Origin of the sequence: Corallococcus sp. AS-1-12 (assembly GCF_020036995.1) — a bacterium.
In the GTDB taxonomy this organism is placed as follows: domain Bacteria; phylum Myxococcota; class Myxococcia; order Myxococcales; family Myxococcaceae; genus Corallococcus.
This window is the reverse complement of sequence record NZ_JAIQDD010000007.1, coordinates 188092-212946: the sequence shown is the minus strand read 5'-3', so window position 1 is coordinate 212946 and position 24855 is coordinate 188092. Positions and strand designations below refer to the sequence as shown.

The window sequence follows — 24855 nt, the reverse complement described above, 5'->3', positions numbered from 1 at the left end:
CCGCGGCGGGGCGCTGACGCGGCGATGATCATCGGGACGGCGGGGCACATCGACCACGGCAAGACGTCCCTCGTGAAGGCGCTGACGGGCACCGACACCGACCGGCTCCCGGAGGAGAAGCGGCGGGGCATCACCCTGGAGTTGGGCTTCGCGCACCTGCCGCTGCCGGACGGACAGGTGGCGGGCGTGGTGGACGTGCCCGGCCACGAGCGCTTCGTGAAGGCCATGGCCGCGGGCGCGGGCGGCGTGGACCTGGCCGTGCTGGTGGTCGCGGCGGACGAGGGCGTCATGCCCCAGACGCGCGAGCACCTGGACATCTGCCGGCTGCTCGGCGTGAAGGCGGGCGTCGTCGCGCTCACCAAGGCGGACCTGCTGGAGGGCCTGGGCGACGACTGGCGCGCGCTGGTGGAGGCGGACCTCGCCGCGCTCACCGCCGGCACCTTCCTGGAGACCGCGCCCGTGGTGCCGGTGTCCTCGCGCACGGGGCAGGGCCTGCCGGAGCTGAAGGCGGCGCTCGCCCACGCCGGCGCGTCGCTGCCACGGCGCCCCGCGGAGGGGCCCGTGTTCCTCCCGGTGGACCGGGCCTTCACCATCAAGGGCTTCGGCACGGTGGTGACGGGCACGCTGTTGTCCGGCGCGCTGGCGGTGGACGACGCGGTGTCGCTGCTCCCCCCGGTGGCCGGCGCGCGCCCGGGCCCCTTCCGCGTCCGGGGCGTGCAGGTGCACGGCCAGCCGGTGGCGCGCGTGGAGGCGGGGCAGCGCGCGGCGGTGAACGTGGCGGACGTGCAGCCGGAGGACGTGCACCGGGGCATGGTGCTCACGCGCGCGGGCGAGCTGCCGGAGACGTCCATGCTGGACGTGGAGCTGACGCTGCTGCCCGCCGCGGAAGCGCCCCTGCCCAAGCGCCGCAAGCTGCTGCTGCACCTGGGCACCGCGCAGGTGGAGGCCACGGTGGCGCTGCTGGACCTGGACTCGCTCGCGCCGGGGGAGACGGGGCTCGCGCAGCTCCGGCTGGAGTCGCCGGTGGGCGCGCTCGTGGGCCAGCGCTTCATCCTGCGCGGCTCGCGCGCGCTGCCGGGACGGGGCGCCACGGTGGCCGGGGGGCGGGTGCTCTCCATCACGCCGCCGCGCCGGCGCAAGGGCGCGTCGTCCGTGGTGCGGCCGCTTTTGGAGGCGGACGCGGCCGGGCAGGTGGGGTGGCTCCTCCGGCAGGCGGGCTACGCGGGGCTCACGCAGACGGAGCTGTTCGGCCGCTCGGGGCTTTCGCCCAAGGTGCTCACGCGCACGCTGGAGCTGCTGGGCGCGAAGGGGCAGGTGCTGCTGGTGGACCGCGACCGGCGGCTCTACGTGGCGCAGGACGTCTTCGAGGGCCTGCGCCAGCGCTCGCTCGCGCTGCTGGCCGCGTTCCACGAGCGCGAGCCCATGCGGGACGGCCTGTCGCGCGAGGAGCTCCGTCAGCGGCTCTCCGCCCAACTGGACGCCCGCCTGTTCCAGCGCGTGGTGCAGGCGCTGGTGGACTCCGGCGGCGTGGAGGCGGAGAAGGACCTGGTGCGCCTCAAGGGCCGGGGCCGTACGCTCACGCTGGGCGACGAGGCCGCGCGCACGCGCCTGTCCGCGGAGCTGTCCGCGGCGGGGCTCGCGCCGCCCACCGTCACGGAGCTGTCCCAGAAGCTGGGGCTCGCGCCCGCGAAGCTGCAGGAGCTGTTGAAGGTGCTGGTGTCGTCGGGCACCGGCGTGCGGGTGAGCGAGGAGCTGTGCTTCGACGCGGGCGCTCTGGAGGACCTGCGCGCCCGGCTGGTGGCGTACCTGAAGGAGCAGAAGGAGATTTCCACGCAGGCCTTCAAGGAGCTGGTGGGCCAGAGCCGCAAGTTCACCATCCCGCTGTCGGAGTACTTCGACCGGGAGAAGGTGACGCTGCGGGTGGGGGACAAACGGGTGCTGCGTCGCGGATGAGTTCCAAGGCCTACAACGAGCAGGAGGTGCGCGCCCTGGTGGAGCCCTTCGCCCAGCCCATGCTGGTGCTGGCGGGGGAGGGGCGCGTCTGGGTGGCCAACGCCGCCTACGCGCGGCTCCTGGGCCTGCCCGTGGAGCAGGTGGAGGGCCGCTCCATCCTGGACTTCATCCAGCCGGAGGACCGCAGCCGGATGGGGGACCGCTTCCAGCGGCTGGCCAGCGGCGCGCCGCTGGACGGACGTCCGCAACTCTACAAGGTGCTCAGCGTCCACGGCGTGTCGGGCGAGGTCTTCGCGCAGGCCAGCCCCCTGCGGCTGGAGGGTGGGGGCTTCGCGCTGCTGCTCAGTTGCATGGTGACGGCGGAGCGCCCCCGGGAGCTGGCGGTGGCGGAGCGGCTGGTGGACACGACCGCGGGGCTGGTGTCCGCGCGCTCGGAGGAGGGCGTGCGGCGCGTGGCGCTGACGGGCCTGGAGGCCGCCGGCTTCCGGGCGCGGCTCTTGCGCTGGGACGGCACGCGGTGGGTGGTGCGTGACGGCGTGTCCCTGCCGGCGGACGCGCACCTGGCGCTGGAGGCGCTGTCGGACGGGCGGCCGGTGTTCGGCGGCGCGGACCAGGCGCAGCCCACGCACGCGTACCTGCCGGTGGGCGGGCCCCAGTCGGAGGTGCTCTGGGTGGCGGGCCCGTGGGTGGCGCCCCGGCACGGCTCGGTGCTGACGCTGTTCGCGAAGGTGGTGGGCGCGGCGCTCGCGGACGCGCACCTCCAGGCGGACGGCGCGCGCAGCCGCTGGGAGGTGGAGTCGGTGGCGGAGATGGCGCGCTTCGTGGCGCAGCCCGTGCCCCCGCCGCCGGAGACGTTCCTCGCGCGCGTGGCGGAGCTGCTCCAGGCCCGCGCGGTGGCGCTGCACGTCGTCCCCGGGCCGGGGCAGGCCCCCCGGCTCTCCGCCCAGGTGGGGCTGGAGGAGGGGAGTGACGCGGACGCCGTGCGCGCCACCGGCGTGCTGCTGGCCGCGGCGCTGCGGGAGGACAGAGGCGTGCTGTCCTCGGAGGCGCAGGGGCGCGCGCTGGAGGCGCTGTCCCAGGGCCGCCTCGGCAGCGGGGCGGCGGCGCGGCTCACCCGCGGCGGTGAGAGCGTGGGCGTGGTGCAGGCGCTGCGCGCGAGGGAGCGGCCCTTCGACGAGCGCGACGCGCGGCTGCTGGCCACGCTCGCGGAGCTGCTGGTGATGCTCCTGGAGCAGCGCCGCCTGCGCGCCGAGTCCGCCCGCCAGCTCACGGAGACGCGCCTGCTGCTGGACCTGGCGCGCACCACGTCCGGCGTGCTGGAGACCGCGAGCATCCTGGACGTCGCGTCCGACTTCCTGGTGCACCTCCTGGACGTGTCCAACTGCTTCATCCTGCTCTACGACGAGCAGGCCAAGGTGCTGCGCGGCGCGGCGGCGTCCGCGACCCACCGCGACCTGTTCCGCACGGTGGTGGTGCCGCTCGACAGCGGCGACCTGGCCGCGCGCGTGGCGCTGGAGCGCAAGCCCATCGCGGTGGAGGACCTGACGTCCGCGAGCGCCTCCGTCAGCGCGGTGCTCATCGACCGGGTGGGGGAGAAGGCCCTGCTGGGCCTGCCGCTGACCTCGCGCGAGGAGCTCATCGGCGTGGTGCTGGTGGACGACGTGCGCGGCCCGCGCCCCTTCGGCCCGGAATTGATTGAGCTGGCGGAGGCCACCTGCGGCCAGCTCGCGCTGTCCATCGCCAACGCGCGCCTCTACGAATCGCTGTGGGCCAGCTACGCGGAGCTGGCCGCCACCCGCGCGGAGATGGTGAAGCGCGAGCGCTTCGCCGCGCTGGGCGAGCTGTCCGCCATCGTCGCCCACGAGGTGAGAAACCCCCTGGGCGTCATCTTCAACGCGGTGGCCACGCTCCGGCGCATCATGAACCCCGGGGGGGACACGGCCATGCTGCTGGACATCGTCGCGGAGGAGAGCGACCGCCTCAACCGCATGGTGGCGGACCTCTTGGACTTCACCCGGCCGCGCAACCCGGTGCTCCAGCCGGAGGACCTGCTGCGCGTGCTCCAGGACGCCTTCGAAGCCGCGCGGGCGCAGGCCCCCACGGAGCGCCCGGTGTCCACCTCCGTGGAGGTGGAGCCCGGCCTCTCCGCGGTGCCCATGGACCGGCGGCAGATCCGCCAGGCCCTGTTCAACGTGGCCGTCAACGCCATCCAGTCCATGCCCCAGGGCGGCGAGGTCCGGGTGCGCGCGCGCCGGGACACGCACGCGGGCCGGGAGCAGCTCCGCATCGACGTGATGGACCAGGGCCCGGGCATCCCGGCGGAGCTGCTCCACCGCGTCTTCGAACCCTTCTTCACCACCAAGGCCCAGGGCACCGGCCTGGGGCTGGCGGTGGTGAAGCGCATCCTGGAGGAGCACCGCGGGGAGATCGCCGTGGAGAGCGCCGCCGGACGCGGAACCACCTTCACCTTCTGGCTGCCGCTCACGCAGCCCCAGTCCCTCTCATGACCGACGCGACCACTCCGGTTCCCCGAGGCCGCATCCTCGTGGTGGACGACCAGCGCAACATGCGCGCCACCACCGCCCTGCTCCTGCGCGCGGAGGGCTACACCGTCAACGAAGCCGCCACCGGCGAGGAGGCCCTGGCCAAGCTCGCGCAGGAGCGCGTGGACCTGCTCCTCACGGACCTGAAGATGGAGCCCATGGATGGGCTCACGCTGCTCCGGCGCGCGCTGGAGGTGGCCCCGCGCCTCCAGGTCATCATGATGACGGCCTTCGGCTCCATCGACAGCGCGGTGGAGGCCATGCGCCTGGGGGCGTACGACTACGTCACCAAGCCCTTCAAGGAAGGCGAGCTGCGCTACCGCGTGGAGCGCGCCCTGGAGCGCTCCCGGCTCCAGGCGGCGGTGGACAACCTGGCCACGGAGTTCAACGAGCGCCACGGCCTGTCCGCGCTGGTGGGCCGCAGCCAGGCCATGCGCGAGCTCACCACGCGCCTGCTGCGCGTGGCCCAGAGCGACGCCACCGTCCTCATCCAGGGCGAGAGCGGCACGGGCAAGGAGCTGGTGGCCCGCGCCCTCCACGCGCACAGCCGCCGCAGCAAGCAGCCCTTCGTGCCCGTCAACTGCGCGGCCATCAGCGAGACGCTGCTGGAGAGCGAGCTCTTCGGCCACGCCAAGGGCGCCTTCACCGGCGCGGTGAAGACGCGCCGCGGCCTCTTCGAGGAGGCGGACAACGGCACCCTCTTCATCGACGAGGTGACGGAGACGAGCCCCACCTTCCAGTCCAAGCTCCTGCGCACGCTCCAGGACGGCGAGGTGCGCCGCGTGGGCGAGTCCACCGCGCTGCGCGTGGACGTGCGGATCGCCGCGGCCACCAACCGCGACATCGAGCTGGAGGTGAAGGAGAAGCGCTTCCGCCAGGACCTCTACTACCGCCTCAACGTGGTGCTCCTGCGCGTGCCCCCGCTGCGCGAGCGCCTGGAGGACGTGCCCGCGCTCGCGCAGCACTTCCTGGACCGCGCCAACGCCCGCAGCCCCCGGCCCCGGCGCCTGTCCGCCGCCGCCGTGGAGCACCTGATGACGTACGGCTTCCCCGGCAACGTGCGCGAGCTGGAGAACCTGGTGGAGCAGGCCGCCGCGCTCGCGGAAGGGGACGAGCTGCTCCCCGAGGACTTCCCGCTGCGCCTCCAGGGCCGCGTGCTCGCCGCCGCCGCGCCTCCGCCCGAGGCCACGGGCCTGCCCCCCACCGACCTCGCGCGGCCCGGCGGCGCGGAGGCCGCGGGCCCCACGCTGGCGGAGGTGGTGGAGGACGCGGAGCGCCGCGCCATCGTCCAGGCCCTGGAGCGCCACGGCGTGGACCTGGCCCGCGTCGCGGACGAGCTGGGCGTCTCCTCCACCACGCTGTGGCGGAAGATGAAGCGGCTCAACCTGCGGCCCCCCGCCGGCGCCCGCGAATAGCCTGCCAGCGAACTCGCACCCGCCTCCCGGTGCGAGTTCAGATCCGAAATCACCCCCGTTCAGGGATGAAAAAACCAACCTCCTGAATTCGTTGACTGTTTTCATCCCTGAAACGCGATTTCAGGGCTGCAATGGGCGGGAAATGTTGCCCCGTCGTCCAAGTGCCTGAGAACTCTAGAGTTTCGTTCCAAACGGGCACTGGCATGGCGCCTGCTAAAGGCTAGCTCGGGACGCATCGAAGCGAGGCTGAAAGTGGTTCCCCCCCACCCTTTCAGCACTTCCGGTGCGTTACCTTGAGAAGACCCGCGGCCCGACACCCTCACGGGTGCCGGGCCGCCTTCTTTTTGCGCTCCCCGCACCGTCCGCAGCGTCGCCGCCGCCCGCATGACGCGGTGCGGATCCATTTCACTTCTGCAATGCACGGCGGCCATGACGCCGTGAGCCATGCCCGCAACGACAACGCCCGCCAGGGCCGGGGGCCGAGGCGGGCGTCGGGTGCCGCGAGCCGAAGCGGCTACTGGCCGAACAGCGTGCCGGCCTGGGCCAGCCAGTCGGTGACGTGGCCGGGGAGGATGCCCAGCAGCACCACGGCGACGGTGGCGATGACGAGCGCGGCCTCCGTGCCCCAGTTGCGCTCCAGCGGCTGCGCGCCCTCGGGGACGGGGTGCATGAACATGTAGACCACGACGCGCAGGTAGTAATACGCGCCCGCCGCGCTGCTGAGCACCGCCACCACGGTGAGGCCCACCAGGCCCACGTCGATGGCGGCCTGGAAGATGAGCAGCTTGCTCATGAAGCCCACGGTGGGGGGGATGCCGCCCAGGGACAGCATGAAGGCCGCCATGGCGAACGCCCAGCCCGGACGGCGCTGCGCGAGGCCCGCGAAGCGCTCCAGGTCCCACGCGGTCCCCTTCTCTTCATCCTCGCGGCGCTCCAGCGCGGAGACCATGGCGAAGGCGCCCGCCGCGCTGAAGGTGTACGCCAGCAGGTAGTAGAGGATGCCGCGCAGCGCGTCCGAGCGCGCCACGTCCAGCGGCGTGCCACCGGACAGCGACGACGCGGACAGCAGGCGGAAGTGCTCGCCCGGGGCCGCGACGAACAGCGCCGCCACGCCCAGGAGCAGGTAGCCCGCGTGCGCGATGGAGGAGTACGCCAGCATGCGCTTCACGTTGCGCTGCGGAATGGCCATCAGGTTGCCGGCGACCATCGTGAGCAGCGCCAGCGTGGCGAAGAGCATCAGCGGCAGCTTGGGGTCCATGCCCTTGCCCACCGTGACGAACACGCGCACCAGCGACGCGAACGCCGCCGCCTTCACGCCCGCGCTCATCAGCGCCGTCACCGGGGTGGGGGCGCCCTCGTACACGTCCGGCGTCCACATGTGGAACGGCACGGCCGCCACCTTGAACGCGAAGCCCGCGGCGATGAGCACCGCGCCCACGTAGACGAGCGCCGGGGACGTGGTCAGCGCCTGCTGCAGCGGCCCCGCGATGTCGTTGAGCTTCGTGGTGCCCGTGGCGCCGTACAGCAGCGCCGTGCCGTACAGCAGGACGGCGGAGGAGAAGGCGCCCAGGATGAAGTACTTGAAGCCCGCCTCGCTGGGGCGCGTGCCGCGGCGCAGGTACGCCGTCAGCGCGTACGTCGCGATGGAGAGGACCTCGATGTTGACGAAGATGGTGATGAACTCGGACGACATCGCCAGCAGGCTCATGCCCGCGGAGGCGAAGAGCATCAGCGCGTAGAACTCACCGCGCTCCGCTCCGCGCTTGCGCAGGAAGCCCACCGCGCTCAGCGCCGCCAGCCCCAGGCCCACGCTCACCACCAGGGTGAGGAAGCTGGAGAAGGGGTCCAGCACGCCGAAGCCGAGGAACACCTCCTGCGGCGGCTCGAACATCAGGCCCACGGCCACGGCGCCGCTGGCCACCGCCGCCACGACGGTGAGCACCGCCTGGTAGCCGCGGGACGCCGTCGCGGAGAGGAACACCTCCGACAACAGCAGGACGGAGGCCGCCACCACCATGATGATGGCGGGCAGCATGGGGAGGAAATCCGCCAGGGTGAGATTTGGCAGGTTCATGGAGTCTTTCGGGGCCTACTCGCGGACGGCGAGCGGCGCGGCGGGAACGGAGGGGCGGGCCGCGGCGGCGGTGGAGGGCAGCGACATCACCTCCACGCGCAGTTGGTCGTCCTTCGCCTGGGTGGCGCCCGGAGCGCCCACGCTGGCGCGCGCCACGTAGCGGTCCGTGGACGGAGCGATGCGGTCCAGGAAGGGCTGCGGCATCAGGCCCATCACCGCCACCAGCACGATGAAGGGGGCCGTGGTGAGCATCTCGCGCACGTTCATGTCGCGCAGGTGCTGGTTCTCCCGGTGCGTGATGCTGCCGAAGAACACCTTCTGCACCATCCACAGCATGTACGCCGCGCCCAGGATGACGCCCAGCGTGGCGAACGCGCCGAAGCCCAGGGGCAGGGTGCTCTTGAACGTGCCCATCAGCACCAGGAACTCGCCGATGAAGCCGTTGGTGCCCGGCACCGCCACCGACGAGAAGGTGATGATGACGAACGCCGCGGTGAACACCGGCATCACCTTGGCGATGCCGCCGTAGTCCGACATCAGGCGCGTGTGGCGGCGCTCGTAGAGGAAGCCGAACAGGAGGAACAGCGCGCCCGTGGAGATGCCGTGGTTGAGCATCTGGTACGCGCTGCCCGTGGCGCCCTCACCGGTGACGGCGAGCAGGCCCAGCATGCAGTAGCCCAGGTGGCTGACGGACGAGTACGCGATGAGCTTCTTGATGTCCCGCTGCGCCAGGCACATCAGCGCGCCGTACACGATGCCAATCACCGCCAGCACCGCGAGGAACGGCCGGGCCGCGTGCGCCGCCACCGGGAAGAGCGGAATGGCGAAGCGCCAGAAGCCGTAGGTGCCCATCTTCAGCATCACGCCGGCAAGAATCATGGAGCCCGCCACCGGCGCCTGCACGTGCGCGTCCGGCAACCAGGTGTGCACCGGCCACATGGGGACCTTGATGGCGAACGCCAGCGCGAACGCGGCGAACATCCACGGCCCGTAGGTGTGCAGCGTGGCGGCCAGGCCCGTCAGGCCCGCGCACGCGCCCTCCGGCCCGTTGCTGCACGCGGCGAGCTGCTGATTGGCGGCGAGCAGGTTGTTGTAGAGCGTGCCGTAGTCGAACGAGCGCACGCCCGGGCCACCGCTGATGAAGTACACGGCCACGATGGCCACCAGCATCAGCAGCGAGCCGACCAGCGTGTAGAGGAAGAACTTCACCGCCGCCATGCGGCGGTCCTCGGCGCCCCACACACCCACCATCAGGTACATGGGGATGAGCATGGCCTCGAAGAAGATGTAGAAGAGCAGGACGTCCATGGACGCCAGCGCGCCCAGCATCGTCGTCTGGAGCACCAGCAGCGCCAGGTGGAACTCCTTGATGCGGTGCTGGATGTACGTGGTGGAGGCGAGCACCACCAGCGGGCCCAGGAACACCGTCAGGAGCAGCAGGCTCACGGCCAGGCCGTCCACGCCCAGGTGGTAGCTCATCCCGAACTGCTGGAACCACGGGACGCGGTACTCCATCTGGAACTCGGCGCCGGACGGGTCGAAGCGGAAGTACGCCCAGACGCCGAACACCAGGTCCAGCAGCATGCCCACGAAGGTGATGGTGCGGACCTGCCCGTGCTCACTGGCGGGCAGCGCGAGCACCAGCGCCGCGAACACGAGCGGCAGGTAGATGACGACGTTCAACAGGTGGGTGTCGAAGAAGCTCATGAAAGCACCTGCACGAGGGCGTAGACCGCGCCGCCCAGGATGGCGAGCGCCATGATGGCGGCGTAGGCCTGCGCGTCACCCGTCTGGAGCCGGCGCAGCCCGAGGCCCACCTTCTCCGTGACGTACGCGGTGCCGCGCACCAGCACCGTGTCGATGACGAGCGCGTCCACCACGCGGAAGAGGATGAAGGCCACGAACTTCACCGGCCGGATGATGATGAACTCGTAGAGCTCATCCACGTAGAACTTGTTCTGCGCCGTGCGGCGCACCGCGCGCGCGAAGGCCGGCACGGGCTGGCCCGCCCGCGAGGGGAAGAACTTCAGGTAGGCGAACGCCGCGGCCGCGCCGCCCGCGAGCGCCCACATCCACGCGAAGGCGTAGTCCCCGACGGTGGGCGAGCTGGTGTCCAACTGCACCGTCTTGGCCACGCGGGCCACCGTCTCCGCCGGGCGCAGCACGGGGGACAGGAAGTTCTCGAACACCGGCTGCGTCCCGCCGCCCGTGCGGGGCATCAGGGGCAGGGCGTAGACGAACGTGATGAAGGCCAAGAAGGCCAGGATGACCAGCGGCAGCGTCATGTGCCACGCGCTCTCATGGGCGTGCGCCAGCTTCGCCTCCGGGGACCGCTTGCCCGTGAAGGTGAGCAGGTAGACGCGCGACATGTAGAACGCCGTGGACGCGGTGATGAGCAGGCCCAGCACGTAGACGAAGCCGGACACCCACTCCAGGCCGTGCAGGTGGTTGTGGTGCACGCCGTGGAAGATGGCGTCCTTGGAGAAGAAGCCGGACATGATGGGGAAGATGCCCGTGATGGCCAGCGTGGAGATGAGGAACGTGGCGTGCGTCCACTTCATCTCCTTCCACAGGCCGCCCAGCTTCTTGATGTCCGTCTCGTCCCCGTTGCCGTGCATCACGCTGCCGGCGCCCAGGAAGAGGCAGGCCTTGAAGAACGCGTGCGTCATCAGGTGCATGGCGGCGGCCCAGAAGACGCCCATGCCCACGCCCATGAACATGATGCCCAACTGGGACACCGTGGAGTAGGCGAGCACCTTCTTGATGTCGTCCTGCGCGAACGCGATGAGCGCCGCCAGCAGCGACGTGAGCGCGCCCACGATGGCGATGGTCGCCATGGCGGTGGGGGACAGCACGAGCAGCGCGCTCATGCGGCAGAACAGGTACACGCCCGCGGTCACCATCGTGGCGGCGTGGATGAGCGCGGAGACCGGCGTCGGGCCGGCCATCGCGTCCGGCAGCCAGACGTAGAGCGGCAACTGGGCGCTCTTGCCTGCGGCGCCCAGGAGGAAGAGCAGCAGCGCGGCGGTCATCACGCCGCCGAAGGTGTAGCCCGCCAGCGGCCCGGACTCGATGGGCGTGGCCAGGGACACCGCGCCGCCCGTGCCCTCCGGCAGGGCCAGGGCCATCTTCTCCAGGCCCTTGAAGGTGACGGGGCCCTTCTGGGAGATGCCCTGCTCGTAGCGGGCGCGCGACGTGGACGCCGCGTTGTAGTCCCGCGGGTCCGCCTGGCGGTTGAAGGCGCCCACCGTGAGGATGAGCAGGAACGTGGCGATGAGGAACGCGAAGTCACCGATGCGGTTGGTGACGAACGCCTTGCGGCCCGCCCACGCCTTCGCGCTGTCCGTGTACCAGAAGCCGATGAGCAGGTAGCTGGCCATGCCGACGCCCTCCCAGCCCACGAAGAGCAGGACCAGGTTGTCGGCCATCACCAGCGTGAGCATCGCGGCGACGAAGAGGTTCAGGTACGCGAAGAAGCGCCAGTACCCATCGTCGTGCTCCATGTAGCTGGTGGAGTACAGGTGGATGAGGAAGCCCACGCCCGTGATGATGAGCAGCAGGATGCCCGACAGGTGGTCCACCAGCAGGCCGAAGTTCACCCGGAAGTCACCGGCGGCGAACCACGTCCCGTAGTCGTGCGCGATGGCGTAGCGGATGGTGTCCCGCTCCAGGCCGAACGGGTTGGCCATGCTCACCACGCGCCCGCCGGCCGCGTCGCTGGTGGCCCAGAAGGCCAGCAGGCTCAGCACGAAGGCGCCGGCGATGGCGGAGCACGCCACCAGGTGCACGTTGGCGCGGCCCAGCCACTTGCCGAACACGCCGCACACGAACGCGCCCAGCAGCGGCAGCAGGATGATCAACCCCAGCGACGGGCTGAGCACGTCGGGGGGGATGGGTGCGGTTCTGAAGAACTCGACGAGGGATCCGTCCATGGATGTGCTCAGGGGTGACGGGGCGTTAGTGCTTCATCGTCCGGATGTCGTCGACGTTCACGGACCCGCGACTGCGGAAGACCGCGATGACGATGGCCAGACCGATGGCCGCTTCCGCGGCCGCCACGGCGATGACGAAGAAGGCGGACACGTGCCCGGTGCCTTCACCGTGCATGCGCGCGAAGGCCAGGAACGTGAGGTTGACCGCGTTGAGCATCAGCTCCACGCACATGAAGACGACCAGCGCGTTGGTGCGCACCAGCACGCCGAACATGCCCATGCAGAAGAGGGCCGCGGCCAGCAGGAGGTAGTAGGTGATGGGGACCATTGGGTTGTCCGGAAGGTCGCGAGGGTCAGATGCGGGACTTGGCCACCACCACCGCGCCCACCATGGCCACCAGCAGGAGCAGGCTGACCGCTTCGAACGGCAACAGCCAGGTGGTGAAGATGGTCTCGCCGATGGACGCCATGGTGCCGAACGCCGCCTGGGCCTTCGCGTCCAACTGCGCGGGCTGCGCGTTCACCCGGCCCAGCGTCACGCCCAGCACGGCCAGCAGGCCCAGCGCGGAGGCGCCGCCCAGCAGCCGCGTCGCCGAGGGCTTGCCGCGGTGGGGCGCGTCACCCAGGTTGAGCAGCATGATGACGAACAGGAAGAGCACCATGATGGCGCCCGCGTACACGAGCACCTGCACGGCGGCGACCGTGTGCGCCCAGAGCAGCACGTAGATGCCGGCCAGGAAGAAGAACGTCGACACCAGGGCCATGGCGGAGTTGATGGGGCTCCGCGCGGTGATGACCAGCCCCGCTGACAGCAGCGTCATGACGGCGAAGACGCCGAAGAGGACCAATTCGATGTTCAAGACCAGTCTCCGAAGGAACCCCAGGGGTGGTCACCGAACGGGCAGCGGTGCTCCCGTACGTGAGCCTCGAACTCGTCCCGGAACCGCATGAGGAAGGAGTGCGTGGGCAGCGCCGCCGCGTCACCCAGCGCGCAGATGGTGTTGCCCAGGCCGATGGGGGGGTAGGGCGCGATGGAGGAGGCGACGTTCGACAGCATGTCGATGTCGCTCAGCTCCGCGCGGCCTTCCTCGATCTTGCGCAGCAGGCGGGTCTGCCACGGCGTGCCCTCGCGGCACGGGGTGCACTGGCCGCAGGACTCCTCCGCGTAGAAGCGGGCCACGCGCCAGAGGCTGCGCACCATGCAGGTGGCGTCGTCCATCACGATGACGCCGCCGGAGCCGGCCATGGTCTGCTTCATCTTCAGCGCCTCGAACTCCAGCGCCACGTCCAGCTCGTCCGCGCCCAGCACCGGCGCCGAGGAGCCGCCCGGGATGACCGCCTTGACCTTGCGGCCCTTGGGCATGCCCTGGCCGTACTTGTCGTCGTGGATCAGCTCCAGGATGGTGGTGTGCATCCCCACCTCGTAGACGCCGGGGCGGTTCACGGAGCCGGACAGGCACACCAGGTGCGTGCCGCCGGACTTGTCCGTGCCCAGCTTCGCGTACCAGTCCGCGCCCTTGGCGAGGATGGGCGGCACGCTGGCGAGCGTCTCCACGTTGTTCACCACCGTGGGGCAGCCGAAGAGGCCCACCACCGCGGGGAACGGGGGCTTGAGGCGGGGCCAGCCCTTCTTGCCCTCCAGCGACTCCAGCAGCGCCGTCTCTTCACCGCAGATGTACGCGCCCGCGCCGCGGACCAGGAAGCAGTCGAGCGCGAAGCCCTCCTTGCCCATCAGCGACTTGCCGAAGATGCCGGCCTTGTAGGCCTCGTCGATGGCCGCCTGGGTGCGCTCCGCCTGGAACTTGAACTCGCCGCGCAGGTACACGTAGCAGGTGTGCACGCCCAGCGCGTACGACGCGATGGCGATGCCCTCCAGCATCATGTGCGGGTCGTTCTCCAGGATGTAGCGGTCCTTGAAGGTGCCCGGCTCGGACTCGTCGCCGTTGACGGCCAGGTACTTGGGCTTGGGGCTGTCCTTGGGGACGAAGCTCCACTTCATGCCCGTGGGGAAGCCCGCGCCGCCACGGCCGCGCAGGTTGGACTTCTTCACCTCGTCGATGATGGCGGCGGGCTCCATGGAGAGCGCGCGCTTGAGGCCGTCATAGCCACCGCGCGAGCGGTAGCTGTCGAGGGTCCAGGACTGGGGCTTGCCCCAGGCCGCCGAGATGACGGGTTCGACCGCCTTTGCCGTAGAGGCCATGGATGAACGTCCTAGGAAAGCGAAGGAGAGGAGGGGCGACTCACGACAGCTTGGCCAGGATGGCGTCCAGCTTCGCCTGGGTCAGCCGCTCGTGGTGATCCTCGTTGATCTGCAGGCAGGGCGCCGTCCCGCAGGAGGCCAGGCACTCCGTCTCGCGCAGGGTGAACTTGTCGTTCGTCTCCCCGGCGGTCAGGCCCAGCTTCTGCTCCAGGTACGCGAGCATCTTCTCCGCGCCCCAGAGGGAGCAGGAGAGGTTCGTGCAGACGTCGATGACGTACTTGCCCGGCTTCTTGAGGTGGTACATCACGTAGAAGCTGGCGACCTCGTAGGCGCGCTCCGGCGTGACCTCCAGGTTCTTCGCCACCAGCCGCAGACCTTCAGGAGGCAACCACCCCTTGAGGTCCTGCAGCAGGCGCAGCGCGGGAAGCATGCCGGCGCTTTTGCGATCAGGGGGGTAGTGCGAGAGGATTTCCGCGATCCCCGCGTCGAACTTCTTCTGCTCTTCAGGAGTGAACAGGGGCTCCGCCATGGCGGGCCGTACGTATTGCCGCAATGGCTTCGTTGTCAACATAAACCCTCGGCGGTAGACTGGGCCGCCCTCAGCAAATTACCGAGCGATTTCAACCCCTTGTTATGAGCCTGGACCCTGCGGACCAGCGGCAGCACCCTCGTGTCCCCACCATCCTCCGGGTGGACTACGCCCATGGCCGGCCGCTCCGGGACGTGACGGAGAACCTTTCCGCCGGAGGGTTCTTCGTGCAGACCGAGCAGCTCTTCGCGGTGGGGGACGAGCTGCGGCTTGCTCTTTCTTTCCCGGGACTGCTGGATCCGGTAGAAGTCGGGGGGACGGTGGCGTGGGTGCGCATCGCCGCGCCCGATCAGCCGGGCGGCGTGGGCATCCGTGTGGAGAGCGAGCAGGACCGGCGGCGACTGGGTGACATCTTGAGTGCGGCGGGACCCAACGACAGCGCGACGACCCCCTCCGAGCAGGACGGGTACCGTGTGCTCATCGTCGAGGACAACCCGCACATCATCGAGATGTACAGCTACGTGCTGAAGAAGCTCGCGAGCAATGACCTGCACGGGAAGGTCCCGCTGGAGGTCCACTTCGCCCCGGACGGGCACCACGCCCTGCTGCGGCTGCGCGAGGACCGCTTCAGCCTGGTGATGCTGGACCTCTACATGCCGGTGATGGACGGCTTCGCCCTGGTGGAGCGCATCCGGGAGGAGGAGGAGCTCAAGGGCATCCCGGTCATCGCGATCTCCGCGGGTGGCAAGGAGGCCCAGGAGCGGGCGATGCAGCTCGGGGTGGACATCTACCTGCGCAAGCCCGTGCGGTTCGTGGAAGTGCTGGAGACGGTGAAGCAGCTCCTGCGCATCCGGTAGGGCCGGCCGCTTCTTAAGAAGCGCCAGACGTTGAAGCGCCGGGCGGGTGCCGCGTAGAGTCCGCGCACCCATGACGAAGCCCGCCATCCATCGTGACACCGTCAGTGGCGAGGCGCTGCTCATCCTGCAGAATCTGCGGGAGAACGGCCGCCTGGGACGCTCGAACAAGCTGGCCGACGTGAAGGCCGCCCTCGAGCCGTCCGTCTCGCTGGAGTTCGACAGCTACTTCTTCTTCCTGCGCAAGTTCCACTACATCGCCATGGACCGCGAGGCCCAGTTGAAGCTCACCGAAACGGGTGAGCGGGTGGTGGAGGGGGACCTGCAGGAGCGGTTCGCGTCGGAGGTCGACGACTTCTTCGCGGATCAGCTCCTGCCGGCGGAGGACGCCACGCACATCGGCCGCCCGCTGGACGAGGACGAACCGATGAGCGTCCCGCCGCCGCCGCCGGAGCTGCTCCTGGACGAGGCGGAGGTGGATGCCTCCTCCGCGGCCGGGGCCGCCGCCCAGTCCCAGGGCGGGCCGCCGCCGGTGCCGCCGTCGCGCACGCACCGCGTGGCCATGCCGGCGCTGGATCTGGGGCAGGTCGCGACCCAGATGCAGCCCGCCGCGCCGCCGCCCATCGCGACGCCGCAGCCGCAGCCGGCGTTCCGTCAGGACGGCCCGGCGGAAGGACGCCGGGAGACCTTCATCGGGCTGCCGCCGGCGCCCGCGCCCCAGCCCGTCGTGGTGACCGCGCCTGTCCCCAGCGCGTCCCAGCCGCTCATCATCACCCCTCCGCTCGCCGCCGCGCCCGCTCCGATGCCCCCTCCCGCCTCGACCCCCGCTCCCGCAGCCCCGGTTCCCCAGGCTGCCGCCGCTGCCGCCGCCGCGAAGGGAACCAGCGACCTGGACCTGCGCTACCAGAAGTTCGACCCCATTGGCACGGGGCCGCTGGGGACCGTCTTCAAGGGCCGCTACAACGCCCTGGGGCTGGACATCTGCATCAAGGAGCTGAAGGACATCTTCGGCTACTTCTCCTTCCTGCAGCGCGGTGAGGTCCTCAAGCGCCTGAAGAAGGAGCTGTGCGCGCAGGCGCAGGTGCGCCACCCGGGCGTGGTGCAGATCCTCGACCAGAACGTGGACTCGGCGCGGCCCTACTTCGTGGTGGAGCTGATGCGCGGCAGCCTGAAGGAGCGGCTGGAGGCGTCCGGCGGCAAGGGCATTGACGTGCCGCACGCGCTGCGCACCTTCCTGCAGCTTGCGTACGGCCTGAGGGCCGCGCACGCCGCGGGGCTCACCCACCACAACATCAAGCCGGAGAACATCCTCTTCGACGCGTACGGCAACGCGAAGCTGTCGGACTTCGGCATGAGCCGCGTGGTGGAGGTGGACGCGACGAAGGGCATGCCCCAGGTGTTCGTGGGCACGGGCGGCATGGTCTACATGGCGCCGGAGCTGATGAACAAGGGCGTCCAGGAGGCGGGCCCCGCCGCGGACGTGTACGCCCTGGGCATCCTGCTCTACGAGATGTTCACCGGTCAGATTCCGGGCCGCCGCTCGCCGCTGCCGTCGGAGGTGAACCCGGAGGCGCCCAGCGGGTTGGATCAGCTCTTCGACAAGGCCACGCAGGACCGGCGCGAGCAGCGCTACCCGGACGTGGACGCGATGCTGGCGGACTTCTACAAGGCGTTCCCGGAGCGCGAGTACCTGGACCGCGGCGCGCTCATCCTGTCGTCGGATCCGCAGGAGTAGCCGCTGCCTGGCGGGCAGGCGGGCCTCCCAAGCGAGGCTCGCCCGTCCTCGTGGAGACCTGTCAGACTGCGGCGCGCCCATGCTCACGCGCCCCTCTGACAGCGTCCTCCTCACCGTCACCGGCAGGGACGGCCCCGACACCACCGCCCGCCTCACCGGCCTGCTCGCGCAAGCGGGCGCGGAGCTGCTCGACGTGGAGCAGGTGGTGGTGCAGGGCCTGCTCACCCTGGCCCTCTGGGTGCGGCTGCCCGGCGGCGAGTCCCTCCAGGCGCTCCCCGCGCTGGCCCGGGAGCTGGGCGTCACGGTGGACGTGCGCGCGGTGCCTCCGGCCTTCACGTCTCCCGCGCCGGGGCCGGAGCCGCTGCGCTACGTCGTCACCGCCGTGGGCAAGGCGCTGGGCGTGCGGGACGTGCACGCGCTGACGCGGCAACTGGCTGCGGGGAACGCGCGCGTGGAGCGCATCACCCGGCTGAGCGAGACGCCGCTCGCGGCGGTGGAGCTGCACGTCACGCTGCCGCCGGACGCGGACACGGCGGCGCTCAAGGGCGCGCTGCTGGCGCTGTCCATGGCGAGCCCCACGTTCGATGTCGCCCTCCAGCGCGAGAGCCTCTACCGGCGCGGCAAGCGGATGGTGGTGATGGACATGGACTCCACGCTCATCCGCATCGAGGTCATCGACGAGCTGGCGCGCGCGTACGGCGTCCACGCGAAGGTGGCCGCCATCACCGAGCGCGCGATGCACGGGGAGATGGACTACGACGAGTCCCTGCGCCAGCGCGTGGCGCTGCTCGCCGGGCTGGACGCGCGCGTGCTGCACGAGCTGGCCGCGAACCTGCCGCTCACCGAGGGCGCGGAGACGCTCATCCGCGTGCTGCGGCGCCTGGGCTACCGCACCGCCGTCATCAGCGGGGGCTTCTCCGTGGCGGCGGAGGCGCTGCAGAAGCGGCTGGGCATCGACTTCGCGTACTCCAACGCGCTGGAGGTCCAGGACGGGAGGCTCACCGGCCGCACCGTGGGCACCATCGTCAACGCGCGCCGCAAGGCGGAGCTCCTGGAGACGCTGGCGAAGCAGGAGGGCATCCTGCTGGAGCAGGTCATCGCCGTGGGGGACGGGGCCAACGACCTGCTGATGCTGGAGAAGGCGGGGCTGGGCATTGCCTTCCGCGCCAAGCCGAAGCTGCGCGAGGCCGCCGACACGTCCATCTCCGCCGGCGGGCTGGACACCATCCTCACGCTGCTGGGCCTCACCGCGCGCGAGCTGCGCGAGGTCGGCTCGGAGGTGGGCTCGGAGGCGGGCGCGTAGGGCTTCAGAGGCGCATGCGCGCGGCCAGCTCGCGCTGCTGCACCTGGCCCTTCTCGAAGACGAGCTCCAGCAGGGCGCGCAGAATCTTGGAGCTCTTCTCCTGGTTCTGCTGCACCGTCTGCAGGCGGGCCAGGTCCTCCTCCGTCCACTCGGAGGTGGGCGCGCCGCCCGCGAGGATTTCATCCAGGATGTCCGAGGCGCTGGAGCCCGCCGGGGCGGCCGCGGGGGCCGCTCGCGCGGCGGGGGCCGGGGCGGCGGGGGGCGGCGGCGCGGCGTTCGGGTCGACGATGTCGCTGATGCGCTTCACGACCGTCTTGCCGCTCATGTCCACGACCTTGAACTCCTCCTCCTCCGGGAGCTCGCCCGGGTCCCGCGACTTGTTCGTGTCGGGCTTGAAGCGCTTCTTCTCCACCGGCTCCTGGCCGCGGTAGTGGCGCAGGATGGCGTGCTCGATTTCACGGTCGCCCGCCACCATGGGGACCACGCGGGCGCGGCTGCGCGCCGCGACCTGGTCCAGCGTGGCCAGGTCCGTGGGGTCGGACATCGCCAGCACCAGCGTCTTCCCGTTGTCCTTGAGCTGCACGGGGAAGATGCCCTTCTGCTCGGCGAGCCCCACGTCCACGCGCGCGAGCGCCGCGGCGTCCTTCGTCAGGTTGCCCAACTGCACGCGCGGCATTCCCAGGCCCTGGCAGATGGCCTGGGTGATGGTCTCCTCGGAGGCCAGGCCCAGGTCCGCGACGACGCGCGACACGCGTCCGCCCCACTGGTCCAGCGAGGCGAGCGCGCTGCGTAGCTGCAACTCGTCGATGACGCGCGCCTTGACGAGGATGTCCGCGATGCGATTCCGGGAAGGGGGAGCCATGGGATGGGGATTCTAGCGTCTGATGGCGCGGACGCTCAGTCCACGTCACCGAACATGCAAGGAGGCTGGACCATGCAGCCATTCGCGGACGCCGCCACCCAGATGTGCCCGTACTGCGGTGAAGAGGTCGAAGTCGACGTGGACTCGCTGGGCGCGTCCTCCGAGTCCTACGTGGAGGACTGCCCCGTCTGCTGCCGCCCCTGGCAGGTGCGCGTCACCCGCGACGAGGACAGCGCCTTCGTCACGCTCGGCCGCGACGACGACTGAGCGCGGACTCCCGGCAGGAGGGCAGGCGGGCAGGCGGGCAGGCCCTTCGCGGGGGCGCCGGGACGGCGGGGGCCGTTGCTTGACACGTCCCGAAGCATGGTTCTCTTGAGTCTTGTGAGGCGCTGCCGGGCACCCCCGAAGAACGGGGCCCCGGACGCCGATTCAACAACGACCGTGAACCCGCACATCGTGCGTCCGCAGGGACGTCACGAACAGGAGACGACCATGCTGAACGTCCGCTATCCCTTCAACAACGCCGCCGTCACCCACCCGCTGCTGCGCGACTTCGACTTCCTCTTCCGCGAGCTGGCCTCGCCGGGCGCCCGCAACGACGCCGAGCGCACCGTCACGCCCGCGGCGGACATCCTGGAGGCCGAGTCCGGCATCACGCTGCGCGTGGACCTGCCGGGCCATGACGCCAAGGCCATCCAGGTGAAGGTGGAGGACGGCGTGCTGACCGTGCGCTCCGAGCGCAAGGCCGAGACCGTGCCGGAGGGCAGCACCCTGCGGCGCCAGGAGCGCGCCTCGGGCGTGTACGCGCGCCAGTTCCGCCTGCCGGAGACGGTGGACGCGACCCGCGTGGAGGCCCGCTACGACAATGGCGTGCTCACCCTCACCCTGCCGCGCCGCGAGGAGACCAAGCCCCGCGTCGTCGAGGTGAAGGTCCAGGGTTGATGCCCGTGCATCAACACCCCATCAGGGAGGCCGCTGCCCTCGCTGCGACGAGGCGCGGCGACTCCCGCAAGCATCCTTGCGACCCGAGGGCTTCCGCGGTGGCCGGCGGAAGCCCCCGTCCCATCACTTGCGAGCAGCGCTGGTGTTGAGCGCCAGCGGCACCCGGAACAGCTCCATCACCTGCGTGACGTCCAGCGGCTTGGCCAGGCACGCCACCGCGCCGGCCTGCTTGGACTGCTCCACCACGTCAGGCGTGTGATTGCTCGTCATGGTGATGAGGCGCACGCCCTCCATCTGCTTGCGCGCGCGGATGCGCTTGCAGACCTCGATGCCGTCGATGTCCGGCATGTTGAGGTCGATGATCATCCCGTGCGGCTTCTGCTCGGACACCAGCAGCAGGGCCTCCACGCCGCTCGTGGTGGTCTGGAGCTCCACCTGGTTCGCGTGCGGCTTGAACGCGCGCTTGATGGCGTCCAGCACCGGGCGCTCGTCGTCCACGACCAGCAGGCGCACCGTGCTGCTGCCCAGCTCCTCGGGCACGGGCATCTGGTGGGTGACCAGGAAGGTGCGCAGGTCCGTCGAACGCACCCGGCGGTGGCCGCCCGGGGTCCGGAAGGCCATCAGGATGCCGCGGTCAATCCACTTGCTCACCGTCGACGGGTCCACCTGAAGCAACCGACTGATGTCGTGCGTCGTGTAGAGCTGGTCCGTCATCGCCGTACTCCCCTCGGACTGCATCGTTCCACTAGCCATGGAAATAAACACCTACCTTGAATGCGGGGTTTGATCAACCCACCCTACGACGTGCTGCGTTTATCTGTGCTTCTCATCAGACCCACGGCGTCTTCCCAACGGCCACTGGCACGGAGGCACAGCTCCACAAGCTCGCGGGCGGCTCCGTGACCGCCCACGTTCGTCGTAACGAAGTCCGCTTCCTGGCGCACCTCTGGAACGGCATCCGCCGGACAGGCGGAAAGCCCCGCAAGCGACATGGGGTCCAGGTCGTTGAGGTCGTCTCCCATGTACGCGCACTGATTCGCGGGGATTTGGAGTTGGGCGAGCAATTCAAGAAGGGCGGGACCCTTCTGCTTGCGGCCCTGGAAGATGGCGGCGAGGCCGAGTTCCCGGCCTCGCGCCTCGACGATGCGGGACGAGCGCGCGGTGAGGATGGCGGCGGGCAGGCCCACCAGCCGGGCCATGACGAGCGCATGGCCGTCCTTCACGTTGAAGCGCTTCATCACCTCGCCGTCGTCGCCGTAGTACAGCGCGCCGTCGGTGAGGACGCCATCCACGTCGAACACGAGCAACCGCACGCGCGACGCGCGGGACGTCAGCTCTTCCTTGCCCGGTTTGGAAGGCGCTTCCGTCGGCATGGCCTCCTCACCTTTCGCGTCCATCAACTGGCTTCGTGACCCAGCGCGCGGCGGATGCTGAGCACATCTCGTACCACGTCCTCGAACATCTGTGGATTGAGCGAGCACGGACCGTCACACAGGGCACGGTCGGGGTCTTCGTGGACTTCTGTGAATAAAGCGTCAATCCCGGCGGCGGCGGCGCTGCGGGCGAGCAGTGAGACGAACTTGCGGTCGCCGCCTGTCTTTCCGTCGCTGGAGCTGGGGAGCTGGACCGCGTGGGTCGCGTCCATGCAGACCACGAGGCCGGCCTCGCGCATCTGGGCGAAGCCGCGCATGTCCACGACGAGGTTGTTGTAGCCGAAGGAGGAGCCGCGCTCGGTGACGAGCACGTTGGGGTTGCCCGCCTCCACGGCCTTGCGCGCGGAGTGGACGATGTCCTTGGGGGCCACGAACTGTCCCTTCTTCAAGTTCACCCCCTTGCCCGAGCGGGCCACCGCCTCCACCAGGTCCGTCTGCCGGCAGAGGAACGCCGGTATCTGGATGATATCCACGACTTCAGCGGCAGGCGCGACGTGGCTGGTTTCATGGACGTCCGTGAGAACGGGCACCCCCACCTCCCGCCGGATGCGGTCCAGGATTCTCAGACCTTCCTTCAAACCCGGCCCGCGGAAGGACTTGCCGCTGGTCCGGTTGGCCTTGTCATAGGAACATTTGAAGGCATACGGGACGCCCAGCCGCTGGGTGATGCCCTTGAGCAGGTGGGCGTGGCGCAGGGCCATCTCCTCGGACTCGATGCTGTCCGGGCCGGCGATGACGAAGAGGCGCTGGCCGGGGCCGACCTTGTGGCCGCACAGCTCGATGGAGGGGGTGTTGCTCATGAGCGCACCGGGGCGGCGGCGGGGGCCTGCGTCCGGGTGGCGTCCCGCTGGGCGAGCGCCGCGCCGATGAAGCCGGAGAACAGGGGGTGGGGGGCGAAGGGCTTGCTCTTGAACTCGGGGTGGAACTGGCAGCCCACGAAGTACGGGTGGTCCGCGAGTTCAATCATCTCCACCAGGTTCAGCTCCGGGTTGTGGCCGGAGATGACGAGCCCGGCCTCCTGGAGCCGGCCGCGGTAGGCGTTGTTGACCTCGTAGCGGTGGCGGTGGCGCTCCTGGATGGACTCCTGGCCGTAGAGCTTGTGCGCGACGCTGCCGGGCTTGAGCGCGCACGCGTAGCTGCCCAGGCGCATGGTGCCGCCCTTGTCCTGCACCTTCACCTGGCTCTCCATGAGCGTCACCACGGGGTGCGCGGTGTGCTCGTCGAACTCCAGGCTGTTGGCGCCCTTGAGGCCCAGCACGGTGCGGCTGAACTCCACCACGGCCATCTGGAGGCCCAGGCAGATGCCGAAGAAGGGGAGCTTGTTCTCACGCGCGTAGCGGACCGCGGCGATCTTCCCTTCCGTGCCGCGCACGCCGAAGCCGCCGGGCACGAGCACCGCGTCCACGCCCGCGAGCGTCTTCTCCGGGCCCTGCGCCTCCACGTCCTGACTGTCCACGAAGCGCAGCTTGACGCGCACGTCGTTGGCGATGCCGCCGTGGAGCAGGGACTCGTTGAGGCTCTTGTAGCTCTCCGTGAGGTTCACGTACTTGCCCACGATGGCGACGGTCACCTCACCGCGCGCGGGCTCGTAGATCTTCCGGACGATGGTCTCCCACTTCTCCAGGTGGGGGGCGCGGCTCCAGATGTTGAGCACCTCCGCCAGCCGCTCATCCAGGCCCTGGCGGTGCAGCTCCAGGGGCAGCTCGTAGATGCTGCGCACGTCCGGGGACGTGAACACGTTGCCGTTGTCCACGTTGCAGAACATGGCGATCTTGTCCTTCAGCTCGCGCGAGATCTCCCGGTCCGTGCGGCACAGGAGGAAGTCCGGCTGGATGCCGATCTCGCGCAGCTTCATCACCGAGTGCTGCGTGGGCTTGGTCTTCACCTCGCCGGCGGCGCCGATGTACGGCAGCAGCGTCAGGTGGATGTAGACGGCGTTCTGGCTGCCCACGTCGTAGCGCATCTGGCGGATGGCCTCGAGGAAGGGCAGGGACTCGATGTCACCCACCGTGCCGCCGACCTCCACGATGACGACGTCCACGTCCTGGGCGGCCTGGCGGATGCTGGCCTTGATCTCATCCGTGATGTGCGGAATCACCTGGACGGTCTTGCCCAGGTACTCCCCCCGGCGTTCCTTGGTGATGACCGCGTTGTAGATGCGGCCGGAGGTGAAGTTGTTGAGGCGGCTCATCCGGGCGTGGGTGAACCGCTCGTAGTGGCCCAGGTCCATGTCGGTCTCGCCACCGTCCTCGGTGACGAACACCTCGCCGTGCTGGAAGGGGCTCATCGTGCCCGGATCCACGTTGATGTAGGGATCCAGCTTGATGAGGGTGATGTCCAGCCCGCGATTCTCGAGGAGGGCGCCAATGGATGCGGAGGCCAGTCCCTTCCCCAGCGAGCTGACCACGCCGCCCGTCACGAAGATGAACTTGGTTTTCTTGGAGCGCATGTCCCTTCCTGCCAAGAGGGCCAGGGGGCGTCAAATATTCTCTGACGCACGGACGGCTGGCTGGCCCCGACCCGCGAGGTCAGCCCTTCACTGCCCGTCCCAACCGCCCGGGCGGGCCACGGCGAACTGCTGGGCGGTGGGCTGGCCGACGCGGAAGTGGCGCAGGTCGCACCCCCGGCAACTCCAGCCTTCCCAGCCTTTCTTCACGACCTGGTGCAGGCAGGCGTCGTAGTTGGGGCAAAAAAGGTTGCGCTGGTCGTCCACCGTCTCTTCGTCACGGAGGGCGGAGGGCAGAGGGATGGGGCACGGCGTGATGGACACGGCAGTTCTCCTGCGAGCGACCCCGACGGTCGTGGATGGTGCTTCCCCCCGGCGGCCACGAACCGGTGGGTGGACAGGACATTCCCGGTAGGGAGGGGGGACGAAAAAAGTCGCCCCCGCCGGCAAAGGCGGGGGCGACTCTGTACCGCGGGCGTCACTTCCGCCGGGGACAACCTGCGCTAGCAGGCCACCGCGACGGAGGTGGACGCCTTGATCTTGCTGTCGTTCAAGGCATCACCTCCTTTCTTGCGGCAGCAGAGATAATGCGTGCCTCCATTTCCCGCCATGGAGACGGCGGTGGGGGCGTGGC

Annotated in this window: 21 protein-coding genes; 8 read left to right on the top strand and 13 right to left on the bottom strand. The window is 70.0% G+C overall.

All coding sequences use genetic code 11. The features are described from left to right. Positions 1–24: 24 nt before the first annotated feature. The 3 genes from selB to K8556_RS14650 are packed head-to-tail and all read left to right on the top strand — an operon-like array spanning position 25 to position 5911. Entirely contained in the window at positions 25–1953 is a 1929-nt protein-coding gene (selB, locus tag K8556_RS14660) for a selenocysteine-specific translation elongation factor (protein ID WP_223740688.1), read from the top strand. Then, positions 1950–4460, top strand: a complete 2511-nt coding sequence (locus K8556_RS14655) for an ATP-binding protein (RefSeq protein WP_223740687.1) — start codon at positions 1950–1952, stop codon at positions 4458–4460. The genes selB and K8556_RS14655 overlap by 4 nt, the downstream gene beginning before the upstream one ends. Beyond that, on the top strand, positions 4457–5911 hold the full coding sequence (locus K8556_RS14650; protein ID WP_223740686.1) for a sigma-54 dependent transcriptional regulator: 1455 nt from the start codon (positions 4457–4459) through the stop codon (positions 5909–5911). Before K8556_RS14655 ends, K8556_RS14650 begins: the two co-directional genes overlap by 4 nt. A 514-nt stretch (positions 5912–6425) precedes the next feature. On the opposite strand, the gene K8556_RS14645 is transcribed toward K8556_RS14650, so the two are convergent. From K8556_RS14645 to nuoE, 7 genes are read right to left on the bottom strand one after another with little or no spacing between them, the layout of a single operon-like run. Then, on the bottom strand, positions 6426–7985 hold the full coding sequence (locus K8556_RS14645) for an NADH-quinone oxidoreductase subunit N (RefSeq protein WP_223740685.1): 1560 nt from the start codon (positions 7983–7985) through the stop codon (positions 6426–6428). Between the two features lie 15 nt (positions 7986–8000). Continuing rightward, a complete protein-coding gene (locus K8556_RS14640; protein ID WP_223740684.1) occupies positions 8001–9692 on the bottom strand; it encodes a NuoM family protein in 1692 nt (563 codons plus the stop codon). Next, complete coding sequence (gene nuoL / locus K8556_RS14635; RefSeq protein ID WP_223740683.1) at positions 9689–11917, bottom strand: NADH-quinone oxidoreductase subunit L; 2229 nt, start codon at positions 11915–11917, stop codon at positions 9689–9691. Before nuoL ends, K8556_RS14640 begins: the two co-directional genes overlap by 4 nt. Before the next feature lie 25 nt (positions 11918–11942). Then, a complete protein-coding gene (gene nuoK, locus K8556_RS14630; protein WP_120527355.1) occupies positions 11943–12245 on the bottom strand; it encodes an NADH-quinone oxidoreductase subunit NuoK in 303 nt (100 codons plus the stop codon). A gap of 25 nt (positions 12246–12270) precedes the next feature. Then, positions 12271–12777 (bottom strand): NADH-quinone oxidoreductase subunit J, encoded by a 507-nt coding sequence (locus tag K8556_RS14625; RefSeq protein WP_223740682.1) that lies wholly within the window; start codon positions 12775–12777, stop codon positions 12271–12273. After that, a complete protein-coding gene (gene nuoF / locus K8556_RS14620; protein WP_223740681.1) occupies positions 12774–14117 on the bottom strand; it encodes an NADH-quinone oxidoreductase subunit NuoF in 1344 nt (447 codons plus the stop codon). The genes K8556_RS14625 and nuoF overlap by 4 nt, the downstream gene beginning before the upstream one ends. Positions 14118–14157: 40 nt before the next feature. Beyond that, complete coding sequence (gene nuoE / locus K8556_RS14615) at positions 14158–14646, bottom strand: NAD(P)H-dependent oxidoreductase subunit E (RefSeq protein ID WP_223740680.1); 489 nt, start codon at positions 14644–14646, stop codon at positions 14158–14160. Positions 14647–14750: 104 nt separating this feature from the next. Here nuoE and K8556_RS14610 point away from each other — a divergent pair, with 104 nt between their 5' ends. The 3 genes from K8556_RS14610 (at position 14751) to serB (ending at position 18538) form a co-directional block, all read left to right on the top strand. Beyond that, positions 14751–15503: a TIGR02266 family protein gene (locus K8556_RS14610; RefSeq protein WP_223740679.1), complete on the top strand. Its 753-nt coding sequence runs from the start codon at positions 14751–14753 to the stop codon at positions 15501–15503. Positions 15504–15573: 70 nt separating this feature from the next. After that, entirely contained in the window at positions 15574–17235 is a 1662-nt protein-coding gene (locus K8556_RS14605) for a serine/threonine-protein kinase (RefSeq protein ID WP_223740678.1), read from the top strand. A gap of 79 nt (positions 17236–17314) precedes the next feature. Continuing rightward, the gene (gene serB, locus K8556_RS14600) at positions 17315–18538 is read left to right on the top strand and encodes a phosphoserine phosphatase SerB (RefSeq protein WP_223740677.1); all 1224 of its coding nucleotides are present in this window, start codon (positions 17315–17317) and stop codon (positions 18536–18538) included. 4 nt (positions 18539–18542) lie between these two features. Here serB and K8556_RS14595 read toward each other — a convergent pair whose 3' ends face one another. Then, the gene (locus K8556_RS14595; protein WP_223740676.1) at positions 18543–19400 is read right to left on the bottom strand and encodes a general secretion pathway protein GspE; all 858 of its coding nucleotides are present in this window, start codon (positions 19398–19400) and stop codon (positions 18543–18545) included. 72 nt (positions 19401–19472) lie between these two features. Between K8556_RS14595 and K8556_RS14590 the strand changes: the two genes are divergently transcribed. Both K8556_RS14590 and K8556_RS14585 read left to right on the top strand, forming a co-directional pair. Beyond that, the gene (locus K8556_RS14590) at positions 19473–19667 is read left to right on the top strand and encodes a CPXCG motif-containing cysteine-rich protein (RefSeq protein ID WP_223740675.1); all 195 of its coding nucleotides are present in this window, start codon (positions 19473–19475) and stop codon (positions 19665–19667) included. 225 nt (positions 19668–19892) lie between these two features. Next, the gene (locus K8556_RS14585) at positions 19893–20342 is read left to right on the top strand and encodes an Hsp20/alpha crystallin family protein (RefSeq protein WP_223740674.1); all 450 of its coding nucleotides are present in this window, start codon (positions 19893–19895) and stop codon (positions 20340–20342) included. A 123-nt stretch (positions 20343–20465) separates the two neighbouring features. On the opposite strand, the gene K8556_RS14580 is transcribed toward K8556_RS14585, so the two are convergent. The 5 genes from K8556_RS14580 to K8556_RS14560 form a co-directional block, all read right to left on the bottom strand. Continuing rightward, complete coding sequence (locus K8556_RS14580) at positions 20466–21095, bottom strand: response regulator (RefSeq protein ID WP_043321054.1); 630 nt, start codon at positions 21093–21095, stop codon at positions 20466–20468. Positions 21096–21139: 44 nt separating this feature from the next. After that, the gene (locus tag K8556_RS14575) at positions 21140–21715 is read right to left on the bottom strand and encodes an HAD family hydrolase (RefSeq protein WP_223740673.1); all 576 of its coding nucleotides are present in this window, start codon (positions 21713–21715) and stop codon (positions 21140–21142) included. Between the two features lie 23 nt (positions 21716–21738). Beyond that, positions 21739–22575, bottom strand: coding sequence for a 3-deoxy-8-phosphooctulonate synthase (gene kdsA, locus K8556_RS14570; RefSeq protein ID WP_223740672.1), 837 nt, complete (start codon positions 22573–22575; stop codon positions 21739–21741). Beyond that, entirely contained in the window at positions 22572–24224 is a 1653-nt protein-coding gene (locus K8556_RS14565) for a CTP synthase (protein ID WP_223740671.1), read from the bottom strand. The genes kdsA and K8556_RS14565 overlap by 4 nt, the downstream gene beginning before the upstream one ends. An 87-nt stretch (positions 24225–24311) precedes the next feature. Beyond that, a complete protein-coding gene (locus K8556_RS14560) occupies positions 24312–24545 on the bottom strand; it encodes a hypothetical protein (RefSeq protein ID WP_206799515.1) in 234 nt (77 codons plus the stop codon). Positions 24546–24855: the final 310 nt, after the last annotated feature.

Coding starts and splice junctions, on each gene's coding strand:
- K8556_RS14590 (WP_223740675.1), top strand. CDS start 19,473: ATGCAGCCATTCGCGGACGCCGCCACCCAGATGTGCCCGTACTGCGGT.
- nuoK (WP_120527355.1), bottom strand. CDS start 12,245: ATGGTCCCCATCACCTACTACCTCCTGCTGGCCGCGGCCCTCTTCTGC.
- nuoL (WP_223740683.1), bottom strand. CDS start 11,917: ATGGACGGATCCCTCGTCGAGTTCTTCAGAACCGCACCCATCCCCCCC.
- K8556_RS14575 (WP_223740673.1), bottom strand. CDS start 21,715: ATGCCGACGGAAGCGCCTTCCAAACCGGGCAAGGAAGAGCTGACGTCC.
- K8556_RS14585 (WP_223740674.1), top strand. CDS start 19,893: ATGCTGAACGTCCGCTATCCCTTCAACAACGCCGCCGTCACCCACCCG.
- selB (WP_223740688.1), top strand. CDS start 25: ATGATCATCGGGACGGCGGGGCACATCGACCACGGCAAGACGTCCCTC.
- K8556_RS14595 (WP_223740676.1), bottom strand. CDS start 19,400: ATGGCTCCCCCTTCCCGGAATCGCATCGCGGACATCCTCGTCAAGGCG.
- K8556_RS14655 (WP_223740687.1), top strand. CDS start 1,950: ATGAGTTCCAAGGCCTACAACGAGCAGGAGGTGCGCGCCCTGGTGGAG.
- K8556_RS14565 (WP_223740671.1), bottom strand. CDS start 24,224: ATGCGCTCCAAGAAAACCAAGTTCATCTTCGTGACGGGCGGCGTGGTC.
- K8556_RS14610 (WP_223740679.1), top strand. CDS start 14,751: ATGAGCCTGGACCCTGCGGACCAGCGGCAGCACCCTCGTGTCCCCACC.
- kdsA (WP_223740672.1), bottom strand. CDS start 22,575: ATGAGCAACACCCCCTCCATCGAGCTGTGCGGCCACAAGGTCGGCCCC.
- nuoE (WP_223740680.1), bottom strand. CDS start 14,646: ATGGCGGAGCCCCTGTTCACTCCTGAAGAGCAGAAGAAGTTCGACGCG.
- serB (WP_223740677.1), top strand. CDS start 17,315: ATGCTCACGCGCCCCTCTGACAGCGTCCTCCTCACCGTCACCGGCAGG.
- K8556_RS14605 (WP_223740678.1), top strand. CDS start 15,574: ATGACGAAGCCCGCCATCCATCGTGACACCGTCAGTGGCGAGGCGCTG.
- K8556_RS14650 (WP_223740686.1), top strand. CDS start 4,457: ATGACCGACGCGACCACTCCGGTTCCCCGAGGCCGCATCCTCGTGGTG.
- K8556_RS14640 (WP_223740684.1), bottom strand. CDS start 9,692: ATGAGCTTCTTCGACACCCACCTGTTGAACGTCGTCATCTACCTGCCG.
- K8556_RS14645 (WP_223740685.1), bottom strand. CDS start 7,985: ATGAACCTGCCAAATCTCACCCTGGCGGATTTCCTCCCCATGCTGCCC.
- nuoF (WP_223740681.1), bottom strand. CDS start 14,117: ATGGCCTCTACGGCAAAGGCGGTCGAACCCGTCATCTCGGCGGCCTGG.
- K8556_RS14580 (WP_043321054.1), bottom strand. CDS start 21,095: ATGGCTAGTGGAACGATGCAGTCCGAGGGGAGTACGGCGATGACGGAC.